Source organism: Pseudomonas sp. TE31087 (genome assembly GCF_057284075.1).
Map to the genome: position 1 here is coordinate 5230963 of NZ_JBXVNN010000001.1, position 16132 is coordinate 5247094.

General features: G+C 65.5%; 15 protein-coding genes. 4 read left to right on the forward strand and 11 right to left on the reverse strand.

Going from position 1 to position 16132, the window contains the following annotated elements:
• Positions 1-9 precede the first annotated feature (9 nt).
• The 3 genes from ACZ899_RS23635 to ACZ899_RS23645 form a co-directional block, all read right to left on the reverse strand.
• Positions 10-507: a type II toxin-antitoxin system YhaV family toxin gene (locus ACZ899_RS23635; protein ID WP_203650632.1), complete on the reverse strand. Its 498-nt coding sequence runs from the start codon at positions 505-507 to the stop codon at positions 10-12.
• Complete coding sequence (locus ACZ899_RS23640; RefSeq protein WP_050704328.1) at positions 504-830, reverse strand: type II toxin-antitoxin system PrlF family antitoxin; 327 nt, start codon at positions 828-830, stop codon at positions 504-506. The genes ACZ899_RS23635 and ACZ899_RS23640 overlap by 4 nt, the downstream gene beginning before the upstream one ends.
• An 87-nt stretch (positions 831-917) precedes the next feature.
• Positions 918-1364 (reverse strand): universal stress protein, encoded by a 447-nt coding sequence (locus tag ACZ899_RS23645; protein ID WP_234561619.1) that lies wholly within the window; start codon positions 1362-1364, stop codon positions 918-920.
• 241 nt (positions 1365-1605) lie between these two features.
• Between ACZ899_RS23645 and ACZ899_RS23650 the strand changes: the two genes are divergently transcribed.
• The 4 genes from ACZ899_RS23650 to ACZ899_RS23665 all read left to right on the forward strand — a co-directional run bounded on the left by ACZ899_RS23650 (position 1606) and on the right by ACZ899_RS23665 (position 6935).
• Positions 1606-2541: a LysR family transcriptional regulator gene (locus ACZ899_RS23650; protein ID WP_234561618.1), complete on the forward strand. Its 936-nt coding sequence runs from the start codon at positions 1606-1608 to the stop codon at positions 2539-2541.
• A 237-nt stretch (positions 2542-2778) separates the two neighbouring features.
• Entirely contained in the window at positions 2779-4302 is a 1524-nt protein-coding gene (locus ACZ899_RS23655; protein ID WP_234561617.1) for an MFS transporter, read from the forward strand.
• 27 nt (positions 4303-4329) lie between these two features.
• Positions 4330-5391, forward strand: coding sequence for an HlyD family secretion protein (locus ACZ899_RS23660; RefSeq protein ID WP_232855688.1), 1062 nt, complete (start codon positions 4330-4332; stop codon positions 5389-5391).
• 149 nt (positions 5392-5540) lie between these two features.
• Positions 5541-6935 carry an efflux transporter outer membrane subunit gene (locus ACZ899_RS23665; protein ID WP_232855759.1) on the forward strand — a complete coding sequence of 465 codons (1395 nt, stop codon included), beginning with the start codon at positions 5541-5543 and terminating at the stop codon, positions 6933-6935.
• 71 nt (positions 6936-7006) lie between these two features.
• Here the strand turns inward: ACZ899_RS23665 and ACZ899_RS23670 are convergent, their stop codons facing one another.
• From ACZ899_RS23670 to ACZ899_RS23705, 8 genes are all read right to left on the reverse strand, one after another.
• Complete coding sequence (locus tag ACZ899_RS23670) at positions 7007-7819, reverse strand: SDR family oxidoreductase (protein WP_234561616.1); 813 nt, start codon at positions 7817-7819, stop codon at positions 7007-7009.
• A 124-nt stretch (positions 7820-7943) separates the two neighbouring features.
• Positions 7944-8408, reverse strand: a complete 465-nt coding sequence (locus ACZ899_RS23675; RefSeq protein WP_203650644.1) for a multidrug transporter — start codon at positions 8406-8408, stop codon at positions 7944-7946.
• 166 nt (positions 8409-8574) lie between these two features.
• Positions 8575-10029, reverse strand: a complete 1455-nt coding sequence (locus tag ACZ899_RS23680) for a mannose-1-phosphate guanylyltransferase/mannose-6-phosphate isomerase (protein WP_203650646.1) — start codon at positions 10027-10029, stop codon at positions 8575-8577.
• A 34-nt stretch (positions 10030-10063) separates the two neighbouring features.
• Positions 10064-10711: an alginate O-acetyltransferase AlgF gene (locus ACZ899_RS23685; RefSeq protein ID WP_203650648.1), complete on the reverse strand. Its 648-nt coding sequence runs from the start codon at positions 10709-10711 to the stop codon at positions 10064-10066.
• Between the two features lie 20 nt (positions 10712-10731).
• Positions 10732-11883: an alginate O-acetyltransferase gene (locus ACZ899_RS23690; protein WP_234561615.1), complete on the reverse strand. Its 1152-nt coding sequence runs from the start codon at positions 11881-11883 to the stop codon at positions 10732-10734.
• Positions 11884-11893: 10 nt separating this feature from the next.
• Positions 11894-13351: an MBOAT family O-acyltransferase gene (locus tag ACZ899_RS23695; protein ID WP_234561614.1), complete on the reverse strand. Its 1458-nt coding sequence runs from the start codon at positions 13349-13351 to the stop codon at positions 11894-11896.
• Between the two features lie 214 nt (positions 13352-13565).
• On the reverse strand, positions 13566-14669 hold the full coding sequence (locus ACZ899_RS23700) for a mannuronate-specific alginate lyase (RefSeq protein ID WP_232855684.1): 1104 nt from the start codon (positions 14667-14669) through the stop codon (positions 13566-13568).
• A gap of 7 nt (positions 14670-14676) precedes the next feature.
• Positions 14677-16122, reverse strand: coding sequence for an alginate O-acetyltransferase (locus ACZ899_RS23705; protein ID WP_203650669.1), 1446 nt, complete (start codon positions 16120-16122; stop codon positions 14677-14679).
• Between the last annotated feature and the right edge of the window lie 10 nt (positions 16123-16132).

Below are 16132 nucleotides of genomic sequence, written 5' to 3' on the forward strand. Positions count from 1 at the left end.
GGGCAGGTGTCAGCGCTTGAGGGTGGCGTTGAATCGAGCTGTTGCCGCGGTCGCTTCCTGCAACAGTTGGTCCCAGTCATCAGGAGGGTGTCCGCTGCCCAGCATGCGACGGAACACTCTGTAGGCATCGTCACTGCTTTCGTAAGCGTGTTTGCTGTCGTCATCGTTCACCCACGCCAACACGATGATCTTGCTGGAGGCGTGATAGCGATAAAACAAGCGGTATTGCTGGAAGAACTTTGCACGAAACCAGTGCTTGTGTTCCGCGCCCAGTGTGCCGCCCATTCGATGGTCAGCGTTGCCAGGCGCCTGGGCAATGACGTCGAAGGCCAAGCGTCTGACGGCCTTCAATCGTTTTGCCGCATTTTTCTTTACGTAGCCGACCGGATCCTTCTTCTGAAGCACTTCGACTTCATCGATGAGTGCCTCCAGTTTGTCGAGAAAGAGGGGGTGGGCGAACACGCTCCAGCCATGCACGCAAAGAGGTTTGCGCCTCGTTTCAGTCATTCATCATCCGCCGAGAGAGGTTGATCGAGATCGATTTCAACGTCGCCCACCAGTGCATCCAGGCGAGCGACGAGCTCTGCATCGACAACCTTCAATCGTTGCGGATTCGTGGCGATATCCCGGGCCAGGAAATCCAGGAACTGCCCCACGGCGGGGTCTTCCTCGGCTGTCTCTGCGCGGGTCAGTATTACCGCTCCGTCGGGGCGGATCGAGTAGTGAATCTTGTCACGTTTTTTCAGGCCCAATGCGCGGCGAACGGTTTCGGGGACCGTCGTCTGGTAGCGCTCGGTCAGGGTCGACTCGGCTTCGAAGGTAGTGGCCATGATCATAGGTCCGCGAGGGGTAATATCGAGCAAGGTAATGCGAGTGCATTACCTGGTGTGTCCTGCCTGATCAACGGCTTTCCTGGCTCAAGCGGCCCCAACCAGCACTGGGACTTGTACCCGGTCGATCACCTTGGCACTGATTGACGGATCCAGCAGCCTTCCGACCCGCGACAGGTGGCGGTGGCCAATGATGATCAGCTCGCATTCAAGCTCTCGGGCCTTGGTGATGATCGCCTCCACCGGCTGGCCGGCCACCATGCAGCCCAGGCTGTCGAACCCGGCTTCGCGCAGGGTGCCCACGGCGCTGTTCACGGCGTGCTCGGCCAATTGCTGTTCGTCGCAGGCGGCGGGGTATTCCTCCAGCTCTTCTTCGGTGTAGGCCGTACGGTGGTCGTGCACGGCAAAGGTAGAGTCGATGGCCAGCAGCACGTGCAGGGTGTGTTCGTCAGGGCGGCAGTAGCGACGGGCGAGGTCGAGCAGGGCGTGGCTGGCGGGGGAGGCGTCGATGGCAATCAGGACCGGGCGGGGCATGGGGGTTCCTTGCAGGGCGGTGACATTCTTAAACGCTGGATCTCCCTATCGCGGGGCAAGCCCGCTCCCACGAGTGTTTTGCGAATGGCGTGGGAGCGGGCTTGCCCCGCGAGAGGGCCGGTACAGGTTGACGCATCGACCGGCCGGGATAAATGGCCCTCCATGCACGGTGCCATTGCGCCTGACGCAATCCACCAACCTGATACCATCGCGTTTCCCACAGCTGTCACGGAAAACGGCCATGCAACTCCCGGACATGAACCTGCTCGTCGCACTCGACGCCCTGCTCGACGAAGGCAGCGTGGTCGGCGCTGCCCAGCGCATGAACCTGAGCCCGGCGGCCATGAGCCGCACGCTGGGGCGCATCCGCGAGGCCATGGGCGACCCGATCCTGGTGCGCGCTGGCCGTGGCCTGGTACCGACGCCCCGGGCACTGGCCCTGCGCGACCAGGTACGGGCGCTGGTGGAGCAGGCCGGTCTGGTGTTTCGCAGTGGCGACGAGGTCGACCTGCCGAACCTCGACCGGGCCTTCAACATCCGTACCAACGACCTGTTCATCGCCCTGTACGGTGCGCGCCTGCTGCACATGATGCTCGAACAGGCACCGAACACCGTGCTGCGCTTCGTCCCCGAGCACCAGGGCGACGACGACCTGGTGCTGCGCCACGGGCAGATCGACCTGGTGGTCAGTTCGAGCATCGATATGGGACCGGAGATCAAGGTGCAGAGCCTGTTCGACACCTGGTTCGTCGGACTGGCCCGGGCCGACCACCCGATCTTCGACGCCGAGATCACCCCGCAGCGCTTTGCCCGCTACCCGCAGATCAGTGTGTCGCGGCGCGGGCGGGCCAATGGGCCGATCGACGTGGAGCTGGGCGCCCATGGCGTGCAGCGCAGGGTGGCGCTGATCACGCCGAGCTTTCATTCGGCGATGTTCTCGTTGCCGGAGTCGGACCTGATCCTGCCGATGCCGGCGAACATCCTCGGCAGCGTGACCAAGTTCGGCCTGCCGCTGCGCTCGTTCGAGATCCCGGTGCCGCTGGAGCGGGTGCGGGTGATGCAGGCCTGGCATCCGCGGTTCGACAACGACCCGGCGCATCGCTGGCTGCGCCAGACCATGCGCGCCTGCTGCGCGGGCGAGCCCACGCCAGCCTCAAACCCTGCGCGTTCTCGGTAGGAGCGGCCTTGTGCCGCGAAAGGGCCGCATAGCGGCCCCGGATTTCGGCGTTAACGCAAAAATCGCTGGGGCTGCTTTGCAGCCCTTTCGCGGCACAAGGCCGCTCCTACAGGGGATGCGCATTTCTCATGGATTGCGTCTGACGCAACATAAACCTTCCAACAAGTCAGTTTTCGTCAGCATTCGACCTTCATAGACTTGCTCCAGCCCTGAATTTGTTGCTGGAGATGTCTATCCATGAGTTCCCTGACCGCGCCTACTGCCGCGCTGGTCGCCCCTGCGCAGACGGCGTTCGGCCTGCGGGTGGTGGTCGGCCTGTTCGGCGTGTTGCTGGCGGTGCTGTGCGCCGGGCTCAACGAGGCGGTGACCAAGATTTCCCTGAGCGACATCCGTGGTGCCATGGGCATCGGCGCCGATGAAGGTGCCTGGCTGCTGGCGGTGTATGCCGCCGCCTCGGTCTCGGCCATGGCCTTCGCGCCCTGGCTGGCCACCACCTTCTCGTTGCGCCGCTTCACCATGAGCGCCGTCGGCCTGTTCGCCGTGCTTGGCCTGATCCAACCCTTCGCCCCCAACCTGCACAGCCTGATGCTGCTGCGCGTGCTGCAGGGCTTCGCCTCGGGCGCCTTGCCGCCGATGCTGATGAGCGTGGCGCTGCGTTTCCTGCCGCCGGGCATCAAGGTCTACGGCCTGGCCTGCTATGCCCTGACCGCCACCTTCGGACCCAACCTGGGCACGCCGTTGGCGGGCCTGTGGACTGAATACGTCGGCTGGCAATGGGCGTTCTGGCAGATCATCCTGCCGTCGCTGCTGGCGATCGCCTGCGTCGGCTGGGGCCTGCCCCAGGACCCGCTGCGCCTCGAGCGCTTCAGGCAACTGGACTGGCGTGGCGTGTTGCTCGGCCTGCCGGCGATCAGCTGCATCGTCCTCGGACTGTCGCTGGGCGATCGCTGGGGCTGGTTCGATTCGCCGCTGATCTGCTGGCTGCTCGGCGGCGGCGTGTTGCTGCTGGTGCTGTTCATGTTCAACGAATGGTCCGAGCCGCTGCCGTTCTTCCAGTTGCGCATGCTCACGCGGCGCAACCTGAGCTTCGCTCTGGTGACCCTGGCCGGGGTGCTGATCGTGCTTTCGGGGGTGGGCAGCATTCCGTCCGCCTACCTGGCGCAGATCCAGGGCTATCGCCCGGCGCAGACCAGCCCGTTGATGATGCTGGTGGCCATGCCGCAGCTGATCGCCCTGCCGTTGACCGCAGCGCTGTGCAACATCCGCGCGGTGGACTGCCGCTGGGTGCTGGCGACGGGCCTGGCCATGCTGGCGGTCTCGTGCGTGGGCAGCAGCCTGCTGACCTCGCAGTGGATCCGCGGCGATTTCTATCCGTTCTACCTGCTGCAGGTGTTCGGCCAACCCATGGCGGTGCTGCCGCTGCTGATGCTTTCCACCAATGGCATGACCCCGCAGGAAGGCCCGTTCGCCTCCGCCTGGTTCAACACGGTCAAGGGCCTGTCGGCGGTGATCGCCGGCGGTCTGCTCGACGCCCTGGGTACCCTGCGCCGGCATTTTCATTCCAACCGCCTGGTCGACAGCCTGGGCAACGCGCCATTGATCGACGACAACACCGTTGGCCTGGCCAAGCGCATCCATGAACAGGCCCTGGTGCTGACCTCGGCCGACCTTTACCTGGTGATGGCGGGCATCGCTGTCGCCCTGATCTGCCTGATCCCCTTCGTGCCTACCCGGATCTTCCCGCCGCGTGCGGTGGCCTGAATCCGTGGATGAATCCGAGACCTTGAAATGACCAACAACCGCAAGACAATCCTTATCGGCTCGGTGCTCGCCGTGGCCGTGCTGGCCGCCATCGTCGGCCCCTGGATGTTCGGCAGCGACCACCGCCAGAGCACCAACGACGCCTACGTGACCGCCGACTACACCGTGGTTGCGCCGAAGGTGGCGGGCTTCATCAAGGAAGTGCTGGTGGAGGACAACCAGCAGGTGAAGGCCGGGCAGTTACTGGCGACCATCGACCCACGGGATTACCAGGCCGCCCTCGACGCGGCCCAGGCCCAGTTGCTGGTGGCCAGGGCGCAGAGCCTGGATGCCCGCGCCACCCTCGAGCGCCAGGCGGCGCTGATCGCCCAGGCCGAGGCCGCGGTGAAGGCGGCCCAGGCCGAGGCCGCGTTCGCCGATCACGAAGTGACCCGCTACAGCCGCCTGGCCGAGCAGGGCGCCGGCACCGTGCAGAACGCCCAGCAGGCGCGCAGCGGCGTTGACCAGGCCCGTGCCCGGCTGGCCAACACCCAGGCGGCGCTGGTGGCGACGCGCAAGCAGGTGGATATCCTCGACGCCCAGGTGGCCAGTGCCGATGGCCAGCTGAAACGGGCCGAGGCCGGCCTGGAGAAAGCCCGGCTGGATCTGTCCTACACCCGCATTGCTGCGCCGGTGGACGGCATGGTCGGTGAGCGCGCCCTGCGCGTCGGCGCCTACGTCAATCCGGGCGCACGACTGTTGTCGGTGGTGCCGCTGGAGCGCGCCTACATCGTCGGCAATTTCCAGGAGACCCAGCTGACCCACGTTCAGCCGGGCCAGCCGGTGAGCATCAGCGTCGATACCTTTTCCGGCGAGAAACTCCACGGCCGCGTCGAGAGCATCGCCCCGGCCACGGGGGTGACCTTCGCGGCAGTGAAACCGGACAACGCCACCGGCAACTTCACCAAGGTGGTGCAGCGTATTCCGGTGAAGATTGTCTTTGACGATGGCCAGCCGTTGTTGGAGCGCCTGCGGGTGGGCATGTCGGTGGAGGCGGTCATCGATACCCAGGGCGACAAGCTGGCCGTTAAAGAGGTGACGGCGCGATGAGCAATGTGGTTGAAAAAATTGAGAGTGCCGGGGCTGCTGCGCAGCCCTTTCGCGGCACAAGGCCGCTCCTACAGGCGACCGCGATCCTTTGTAGGAGCGGCCTTGCGCCGCGAAAGGGGCGCGCAGCGGCCCCCTTGCTGCTGGCCGCGATGCTGGCCGGCTGCACCCTCGGACCGGATTTCCAGAGCCCGTCCAGCGAAGCGCCTCGGGATTGGGCCTCGTTGCAAAGTGAGGCAGCGGCCAGCCAGCCGGTAGCCGAACCGCTGGAACTGCGCTGGTGGGACAGCTTTCACGACGCCCAGCTGAGCGCGTTGATCCAGCAGGTCGCCGAACGCAATCTCGACCTGCAGATGGCCAGCGCCCGCCTGCTGCAAAGCCGCGCCTTGCGTAGCACCGTGGCGGCCGACGAGATGCCTTCGGTGGATGCAAACGCAGGCTACAGCCGGGCGCGTAACAGCGCCGAAGGATTGAACGACCCCTCCGGCAAGGCCGGCAAGTCGGCGTATAACTTGTGGCAAGGCGATCTGGTCGCCGGTTGGGAACTGGACCTGTGGGGGCGTGTGCGCCGTCAAGTCGAGGCCGCCGATGCGACCGTGGCGGTCGCCGAGAACGATCGCCGTGGCGTGCTGCTGGCGCTGCTGTCGGAAACCGCCGGCAACTACATCCAGCTGCGCGCCGTGCAGCACACCCTGGACATCACCCAGGACAACCTCAAGGTTGCCCGGCACAGCCTGAAGCTGTCCGAAGGCCGCCAGGCCGAAGGTGTCGCCACCCGGCTCGACGTCGCCCAGGCCAGCGCCCAGGTGGCGTCGATCGAGGCGCGCCTGCCGACCCTGGAGGCCCGCCGCGACGACCTGATCAATGCCCTGAGCCTGCTTGCCGCCGAACCGCCGCGCAGCTTGCAGTCCCAGCTGCTGCAGGGCGGCGAATTGCCCGCGCCGCAGCAGCGCTTTGCCATCGGCGTGCCGTCGGAGCTGGCCGAGCGCCGTCCGGATATCCGCCAGGCCGAGGCCCGGTTGCATGCGGCCACCGCCAGCATCGGCGTGGCCAAGGCCGATTTCTATCCGAGCATCCGCCTGTCCGGAAGTGTCGGTTTCCAGGCCATGCAGTTGTCCGATTTCGGTGCCTGGGATTCGCGCAGGTTCGCCTTCGGGCCGCAGCTGTCGTTGCCGATCTTCGAGGGCGGACGGCTCAAGGGCCAGTTGGAACTGCGCGAGGCTCAGCAGCAGGAAGCGGCGCTGAACTACCGCAAGGTGGTGCTCGGCGCCTGGCATGAGATCGACGATGTGCTGCGCCTGTACAACGCCAGCCAGTTGCGTCGCGATCACCTGGCCGAGGCGGTGCGGCAGAACCGCATCGCCCTGGAGACCGCGCAGCGCCAGTATGTGGAAGGGGCGGTGGACTTTCTCAACGTGCTGACGGTGCAGTCGGCGTTGCTGGCCAGCGAGGAGCAGTGGATCGACAGCTCGGCGGCGGTGTCGCAGGCGCTGGTGGGGCTGTACAAGGCGCTGGGCGGTGGCTGGCAGGCGTTCGACCAGGTCTGAGCAGCATCGCGGGGGCTCCCAGGTATGCGTGGGAGCGGCGGTGCGCCGATGCGACTTGCCCCGCGATGACGTCAGAGCGGTCGCAACAAACCGAAGCGCTTGCGCAACACCCAATCCAGCAGGCGCTGTGGCAACAGGCGGGCCATCAACGGCAAGGCCGTGCTGCCATTGCCGATACGCACCAGCGCAGGCACAGGCAACTTGCGCGTCGCCGCCAGCAATCCTTGCGCGAACACCGCCGCCGACGTCGGCCGATCCTGCGACGCCCGAGCCCGCGCCTGCACCTGCTCACGCAACGGCCACCACGGCGATCCGCTCGCCAGTACCTGTTCGGCCTGCTGCTGCGCATTGCTGGCGAACTGCGAGGCGATCGCGCCCGGCTGCACCTCCATGACCCTGATCCCGAAAGGCGCCAGCTCCAGGCGCAGGGCATCGCTCAGCCCGTGCACGGCGGCCTTGGAGGCACAGTAGGCACCGGCGAAGGGCGTCACCAGCACGCCTGAAACGCTGCCGATGTTCACGACCAAACCGCGTGAGCGGCGCAGCAGCGGGAACAGCGCCTGGGTCACGCCAACCAGAGCGAAGACATTGGTCTCGAACTGCTGGCGCATGGCCTCGACGCCACCGTCGAGCAGTGGGCCCATGGCGCCGTAGCCGGCGTTGTTGATCAGGATGTCAAGGCTTTGCAGTTCTTCGGCCAGGCGGGCGAGGGCTTTGGCGTCGTTCACATCCAGTTGCCGGGCATTGAAGCCGGCAGCGGCCAGTTGTTCGACATCCTGTGCCTTGCGGGCGGTGGCCCAGACTTCATGGCCGGCATCGCGGAAGGCGTCGGCCAGGGCGCGGCCGATGCCGCTGGAACAACCGGTGATCAGGACGGTGGGCATGGGGCGGGCCTGTGTTCAGTTGGACATGGGTGTCATGGCTACCGGCCTCATCGCGGGGCAAGCCCGCTCCCACGAACCTTGGGTGGCTGGCGTGGGAGCGGGCTTGCCCCGCGATGAGGCGGGCTCAATTGGCGAATGTACCTTGCAGATGCTCGGCACGAAACTCCAGGGTTTGTGGCCGATAACCTGAGCGCAGTGGCGGCAATGGCAGGCAATCGCTCCATTCGGCGCCCGGCTGCAATTCGCCGGGGCCACGATAGCGCGGGGCGGCGTAGGTGTTCTCGGCCAGGTTCACGGTATCGCCAGGCGCATAGGCGCCGACGCGCCAGCGCAGTTCGCTGAGCGGGGCCTTGTTGCCGTTCTTCATGCGCACCTGCAGGACGCGGTCGGCGGGGCACTGCTCGGGGGCGTAGGCCAGGCGGATATCGAGGCGGGCCAGTTGCGAGGCTTCGCGGGTGTCCTGCCAGACCACGTAGAGCGCCACCAGCCCCAGGCCACAAACGGCGGCCATGGAAATCGGCAGGGCCTTGGCCGGGTAGCGCAGCAGCAGGACCAGCCAGGTGAGGACGAGCAGGGCGCCGATGATCATGGTGGGGCAGGCCTTGGTGGCGGGGGTTCGGTCATCGTAGCGGGAAATGGGGATTGGCTCAAAAGCGGGAGGGCTTTGCCCTCCTTTCGCGGCACAAGGCCGCTCCTACAGAGGGAACGCAACCTCCTGTAGGAGCGGCCTTGTGCCGCGAAGCGGTTCCAACGTTTTACTGCGCGATGGTCTTCACCGAAACCCCACGTTCCACCGGCGTCGAAGTCCGCCCATACACATCCTCGAAGCGCTCGATATCATCCTCGCCCAGGTAGCTCCCGGACTGCACCTCGATGATCTCCAGCGGGATCTTGCCCGGGTTGCGCAGGCGGTGCACCGAGGCGATGGGGATATAGGTGGACTGGTTCTCGGTGAGCAGGAACACGTTCTCGTCGCAGGTCACCTCGGCGGTGCCGGACACCACGATCCAGTGCTCGGCGCGGTGGTGGTGCATCTGCAGCGACAGGCTGGCGCCGGGCTTGACGGTGATGTGCTTGACCTGGAAGCGCCCGCCCATGTCCACCGAATCGTACGAGCCCCACGGGCGGTACACCTCCAGGTGGTTCTGGGTTTCCGTGCGGCCCTGGGCGTCGAGGGTGTTGACCAGCTGCTTGACCCCCTGAACCTTGTCCTTGTGGGCGATCATCATGGCGTCCTTGGTCTCGACCACCACGATGTTCTCAAGGCCGATCACCGACACCAGCTTGCCGTTGCCGTGGATCATGCAGTTGCGGCTGTCCTGCACCACCACGTCGCCCTTGGTGACGTTGCCGTCGGCGTCCTTCTCGTGCACGTCCCACAGCGACGACCAGCAGCCGACGTCGCTCCAGCCGGCCGACAGCGGTACCACGCAGGCGCGCTGGGTCTTTTCCATCACCGCGTAGTCGATGGAGTTGTCCGGGCAGCAGGCGAAGGTGGCTTCGTCGATGCTCAGCGCATCGGCGTCCTCCTGGCTGCGTTCCAGGGCCAGCAGGCAGGTGTCGTAGATGTCCGGGTCGTGCTTTTTCAGCTCTTCGAGGAAGCGGCTGGCGCGGAACAGGAACATGCCGCTGTTCCAGAAGTAGCCGCCGGCGCGGACGAACTCGTTGGCGCGCTTCTCGTCGGGTTTCTCGACGAACTGCGCGACCCGCGCCACGCCTTCGGGCAGCAGCGCGTCCTGGCTCGAGCGGATGTAGCCGTAGCCGGTCTCGGGTTTGGTCGCCGGCACGCCGAACAGCACCATCTCGCCGCGTTCGGCGGCCACGGTGGCCAGGGCCAGGGCGCGCTGCAGGGCCTTCTGGTCCTCGATCACATGGTCGGCCGGCAGTACCAGCATCAGCTCGTCACGGCCTTCGTTGACCAGTTTCATTGCGGTCATGGCCACCGCCGGCGCGGTGTTGCGGCCGAACGGCTCCATGAGGATGGCCTGGGTTTCCAGCTTCAGCGCGTTCAGCTGCTCCTGGACGATGAACTTGTGGTCCTTGTTGCAGACCACGATGGGGGTGTCCATGCCGTCGAACACCAGGCGCTGGATGGTCTGCTGGAACAAGGTGTGCTCGCCGGTCAGGGCCAGGAACTGCTTGGGGAACTGCTTGCGCGACAGAGGCCACAGACGCGAACCGCTACCGCCAGAAAGAATTACCGGGATCATGATGTTTCTCCAATAAGGTCGTAAGGGGCAGGAATCAGTTGGTGGCTACGGGACGGGTGACCCACACCGGCGACAGGCTGCTGCCGCTGCCGGTGACGTACAGCACGGCGGCTTCGCCGCGCGCCAGGGCGACGGGTTTGACGTCGCCGACTTTCTTGTCGCCTTGATACAGGGCCAGGTTGACCTTGACCGGATTGATCTCGCGCTCGCCACGGCCCTTGGCGGCCACGGGGCTGACCACTTCGGTCTTGCCGTCGGCGGTCTTCAGGGTCAGCGACTGGTCGCTGAGGTTCTGTACCCGCACCAGGGCCTTCTGCTTGTTCTTGAACGGCGGTTCCTCGATCAGCTGAGGGTTGCCGCTGGCGCTGTTGACCAGGGTGTAGTACTTGTCGGCGGCGAGTTTCACCGGGACGCTCTTGCCGCCGACCTGGGCGGTGTAGTCACCGCCGGGCAGGAAGCTGAAGTCGCTGCTGGCCTGGGCGCCGACCTGCTTGATCTGGGTGTTGCCGACCGACGCGGCAGCGGGGCTGCCGGCGGCGTTGTACAGGCGCACGAAGGTCGAGCCCTTCGGCGCGCTCGGACCATAGAGGGCGGCATCGGCGCCGGCGAAGGCCTGCAGCGAGGCCAGGGACAGGCCGGCGGCGAGGGTGAGGGCTTTGGCAATGGAAGTCTTGGTGGTCATGTGCGTATTCCTCTCTATCTTCAGTGGTCCGTCCGATTGGACGACAGGGCCAGGTTTTCTTCGGATTGACGGGAGTTCTTCAGCTGCGCGATCCACTGCGGATCGAAAGCGCTGAGGTCGTTCTTCATTGGCAGATACCGTTCGGGGAATTCCCACACCACGACCTGTGGCGGGGCGTTCTTGAAAGCGTCGCTTTGCAGGTACTTGAGCATCGGCAGCAGCGGGCCATGGCCGTCCTCGGCGTAATTGGCGACGTCGCTGCGCAACGCCTGCTGCAGGGCGCCGAGGAAGTTCCAGTGCGGGTTGGCGCTGTAGCTGGTGCCCACCAGCGCCACCGGGATCCGGTTGTCGGCGAACAGCGCGTCATCGCCTTCGGCCTGCACCGGGTGAGTCTTGCGCTGCTGCAGGTTGTCCGGAGTCGGCAACAGGTTGCTGAACAGCGGATCCAGCGGCAGGAAGTTGGTCAGGTCGCCCTTGTACGGCGCGGTGGCGCCGGCCTCGGTGATGAACGCCTGGGGTTCGCCGTCGAGCAGGTTCTGGCGGCTGACTGCCTCGGCGATGGACTGCGCGACCACCTCGGCGCCCATCGGCGTCCAGTGGGTGTCGGTACGCAGGAACACCTGGCCGCGGGCCTTGGCCTGCTCCAGCGGCGCCAGCAGGTCGGGGGCGAACACATTGGCCTGGCGCGCCTGGGCGTGGAAGCGGTTGAACAGCTCGTCGTGCAGGCTGGCCGGCGTCTCCTTGCCGATGTACTCGGCGTACAGGCGCGCCTTGGCCGGCACGATCGCCAGCACCAGCTGGCTGCCGTGGCGTTGCAGGGCGTCGCGGATGCCGCGCACCAACGCCAGGTTGTCCTGCATCAGCTGCTCGGCGCCGGCGGTGGGCTTGAACTCCTCGTCGCTGAACAGCCACTGGTCGCGGCCCAGCACCACGCCGGGACGGCCTTCGTTGAACAGCTTGAAGTCCAGCGCGGCCCACAGGTTGGTGCCCAGACGCTTGATCGGGAACTGCTCGTCGTAGTGGGTCTCGGCGGCCTTGGCCAGCTTGCCGTCGAGCAAGGTCATCTGCCCTGTGCGGTTGAAGCTTTCCAGCCCGCCGAGCGAGGCCACGCCCAGGCCGACCAGCAGGCCCATGAACGACAGCGAATAGGTGATGCGAAGTGTCCGGTTCATGATCGGGGCCTCAGAACTGGAAGTAGAGGAACGGTGAGTAGCTCTGCGCCGAGAGCTTGAGCACCGAGGCGGTGAACAGCAGCAGGATCAGGGCGCGGGTCATGATCCGCGTCCAGTCCAGGCCCACCGAGCCGTCGGCGTTGACCTGCACCGGGGTGGCCTTGGGTGCTGGCGTTGCGTTGCGGTAGAAGTCGCGCAGGCCGAAGAACGCCAGGGTCAGGTAGGCGACGATCAGCGTGGCCACCTGCAGGCCGGTGAGGTTGGCGCGGTTGAGCTCCGACAGCTGCCAGTCGCCGAAGCTGAACATGGCGCCGTACATGCGTGCCGCCACGTGCAGGTTCTCGGCGCGGAAGATCACCCAGCCGACCACCACCAGCAGGAACGTGAAGGCCCATTTCACCGGGTTGAAACGCTGCGGGTTGGTGTCCAGGCCCAGCGCCCGTTCGATCGCCAGCCACATGCCGTGCCAGGCGCCCCAGATGATGTAGGTGAAGTTGGCGCCGTGCCACAGCCCGCCCAGCAGCATGGTCAGGAACAGGTTGCGGTAGGTGTTGAAGGTGCCTTTGCGGTTGCCGCCCAGGGTGATGTACAGGTAGTCGCGCAGCCAGGTCGACAGGCTGATGTGCCAGCGCCGCCAGAACTCGGTGATCGACTGGCTGATGTAGGGTTGCTTGAAGTTCTCCATGAAGCGAAAGCCCATCATCAGGCCCAGGCCGATGGCCATGTCGCTGTAGCCGGAAAAGTCGAAGTACAGCTGCGCGGTGTACGCCAGCGCGCCGAGCCAGGCGTCACCGGTGGTGGGGTTCTCCAGGGCGAAGCAGTGGTCGGCGACCACCGCCAGGGTGTCGGCGATGAACACTTTCTTGATGAAGCCCTGCATGAAGCGGGTGCAGCCTTCAGAGAACTTGTCCAGGGTGTGGGTGCGGTTGTTGAACTGGTCGACCAGGTCCTTGAAGCGCAGCACGGGGCCGGCGATCAGGTGCGGGAAGATCGCCACGAAGGCGGCGAAGTCGATCAGGTTGCGGGTGGCCGGGGTGTCGCCGCGGTACACGTCGATGATGTAGCTGATCGACTCGAAGATGTAGAACGAGATGCCGATCGGCAGCAGCACGTGGGTGAGGATGAACGGCTCCAGCCCCATCGAGGTCATGATCGCGTTGAGGCTGTCGACGCCGAAGTTGGCGTACTTGAAGTAGCCGAGGATGCACAGGTCGACACCCACGCCGAGCAGCAGCCAGCGCTGCGCGGGCTTGGTGCGCACGCCGGCGGCGCCGACCTTCAGGCCGATCCAGTAGTTCCACAGGGTGACCCCGGCGAACAGGGCGAGGAAGTCCACCCGCCACCAGGCGTAGAAGATGTAGCTGGCAACCAGCAGCAGCAGGTTGCGATAGCGGTTCCCGCTCACGTAGTACAAGCCGAGGAAAACCGGCAGGAACAGGAACAGGAACACGTTGGACGAGAAGACCATCCCGGTTCTCCTTGTTGTTCACAGCATCCGGGGCACAGCGCCCCCCAAACCCCCCGCGAAAATGCAGGGGAAACCTTTGTTGCCTAAACCATTGCTGGCGAGGGCTTCGCCCTCGTTTCGCGACACAAGGCCGCTCCTACAGGATCAGCGCCGTCCCTGTAGGAGCGGCCTTGTGTCGCGATGGGCCGCGAAGCGGCCCCAATACAGGCGACACCTATTTCTTGCTCTCTGCGCCCGGGTCATAGACCCGGGTCACATCCCCACCCAGCCTGAAGCTGTTGAACGGCTGCATGTCATGCTTGCGCTCGAGGGTGTCGCCGACGCACTGGTACAGCGCGCACCACGGCTCGAGCCAGGCGTACTTGCTGTCGATCTTCAAATCCTTCAGGTCCTGCTTCACGCCGGCGCGGGTGTTGAAATGAACAGGATCGCGGGCACCGGCCAGCACGCCTTCGCCGAGGCGTTGCAGGGCGAAGTTGTTTTCCTTGCGCAGGTCCACGCCGTTGGCCTGGGCGAAGCTGGCGATCATCGCCAGCGGCGGCAGGGCGTAGTTGTGGTAGGCCAGGGCACGCTGGCGGCGCTTGAGCTCGTTGGGCAAAAAGCCCTGCTCATCGACCTGGTTGGCGCCGACCTTGTATTCCTTCACCGCCCAGTCGAAGAGGTCCTGGCGGTCGGTGGCCACCGCGGTGGCCATCACCGACCAGGCCGCCCAGTAGCTGTGGTTGTTGATCTTCTCCAGCGGCAGGTCGCTCCAGTCACGCACGGTCTGCCGGGCCAGGCGCACGAACCATTTCTCGATCTGCTCGGCCTCGGCCCGGTGCGCCGCCAGTGGCTGCGAGTTGGAGAACTTCAGGCGCAGCCACGACCCGCTCATGCTGCCCAGCGCCCATTTGCGCATGGACTTGCCGGTGTGGTTGTAATCGGTGGACATCAGCGCATCGGCGCGCGCCCAGGTGTCGAGCCAGGTCAGTGCGCAGTCCAGTTGCGCCGGGCGGCCATCGCGCATGTACTGGCCGACCATCTTGCTCACGCCCTTCTCGAGGGTGGTGATGTCCTCGGTGGATTTGCGAAAGGCTTTTTCCGAGGCGGCATTGAGCGTCGCCCGGGCCTTGTCCGAGCCTTCGTACTTGCTGCGGAACACCAGCGCGCCGGTATAGGGCTTGGGTGCGGCCTCGCAGCGGAAATTGCCGTCGCCGGTCTTGAGTTTCTCGATGCCCTCGTAGTAACCCTGGGGCGGTACCAGCGCGGCCTGCGCCGCACCGCCGAACAGGGCGAGGGCGAGCAAAGCGGGTGCGGTCTTGCGGTGGATGGAAGTCATGCTTGCCTCACTGGCCGGCCTGCGCGGTGTGCTGCGCGGGGCTGGCGAAGTTGTTGCGTTTGCAGAGTTTGGCTTCGACTTTCTGCGTGCCGCTTTCCGGCCCCTGGACCTCCAGGGCGAGCAGGTTCTGGCCTGCCCAGTCTTCGTCCTCGCGCATCTGGAAGACGAAGCGTCCATCGGTGTCGGAGGTCTCGGGCTTCTCGATCTTGATGTCCTCGTGGCGGCCGTTGAGGTACCACAGAGTGGCCTGCAGCACTTTCACCGAGGTGTCCTCGAACTTGATGTCGAGCTGGTGGTTGCGGTTGACCAGGTCCTTGATCACGCCATTCTTGCCGTTGACCATCAGCTCGTTCTTGCCGGGCTTGAGGGTGGCGCTGGCGCTCATCTGCGCGGGACGGTCGTCGCAGCCGTCGTCGAGCAGGCCGAGGATCTGCCGCCAGATGGTTTCCTGGTCGAGGCGGTAGAGCGGGGAGAACTCCCAGACCAGGATCTTCGGCGGGTTGTTCTGGAACTCCTCGCTGCCCAGGTACTGGATCATCGAACCTTCCAGACCGCCCCCGGGGAAGGCGACGTTGAGCACATCGGCGCCAATGTACTGCTCGAGGAAGCCCGAGAAGTTGTAGTTCTTGCCGCTGTGGCTGGTGCCCACCAAGGTGATCTGCGCGTTGCCCGAATCACCGAACAGGTCGTCGCCGCCGCTGGCGCCGCCCTTGGGCTCGGTGGCGAACTGGTCCATGTACTGCACCGCGTAGCTGGTGCCGCACAGCTGGCCGGCGACGTTGTGCAGGGTGCCGGTCTTGCCCATGCGTCCGGACTTCCTGGTCTCGAATTCCTTGCGCGGGATGCCTTCGAAGGCCGGCATCTGGTGCACGGTGTCGGCGACGATTTTCGCCGCGCGCTCGGCGCCGTAGGGCGTCCAGTGCTGGTCGCCGCGGAAGTAGAAGTCCTTGCCCTGGTCGGCCGCGGCCAATTGCTCGTTGGTCAGCGGCGACAGGTCGGGCACGTTGTAGCCCATCTTGGCGAAGCGCTGGAGCATGGCCTGGTAGTTGCGCAGTGCCTTCTGGTAATCGAAGGCGGCCTTCTCTTCGGGGTTGAGCATGTTGCGGTTCACCAGGCCGCGAGTCGGCTGGTACACCACCACCAGCTCGACGCCGCGCTTCTTGAACGCGTCGTGCACCTGCTGCAGGCGCTTGTAGCCGCCCGGGGTGGTGTCGAATTCGGTGCGCAGGTCTTCGCGGGTACGGAACAGCCAGTCGCCCTGGGCCTGCACCAGAGTGGTGAAGTTCTGCTGGTAGCGCGTGGTGTAGCGGCTGGCGTCGTGGGCTTCGGGGCACAGCTGGCAGCAGGGCTCGGCGCTGAAGGTCGGCGCCTTGACCTCGTCGGCGCGCACGCCCTGGCTGATGGCCAGGAGGGCGGCGGACAGGCCCAGCAGTTTCATCAGGTGTGGAGTCATGGTCTGGGCT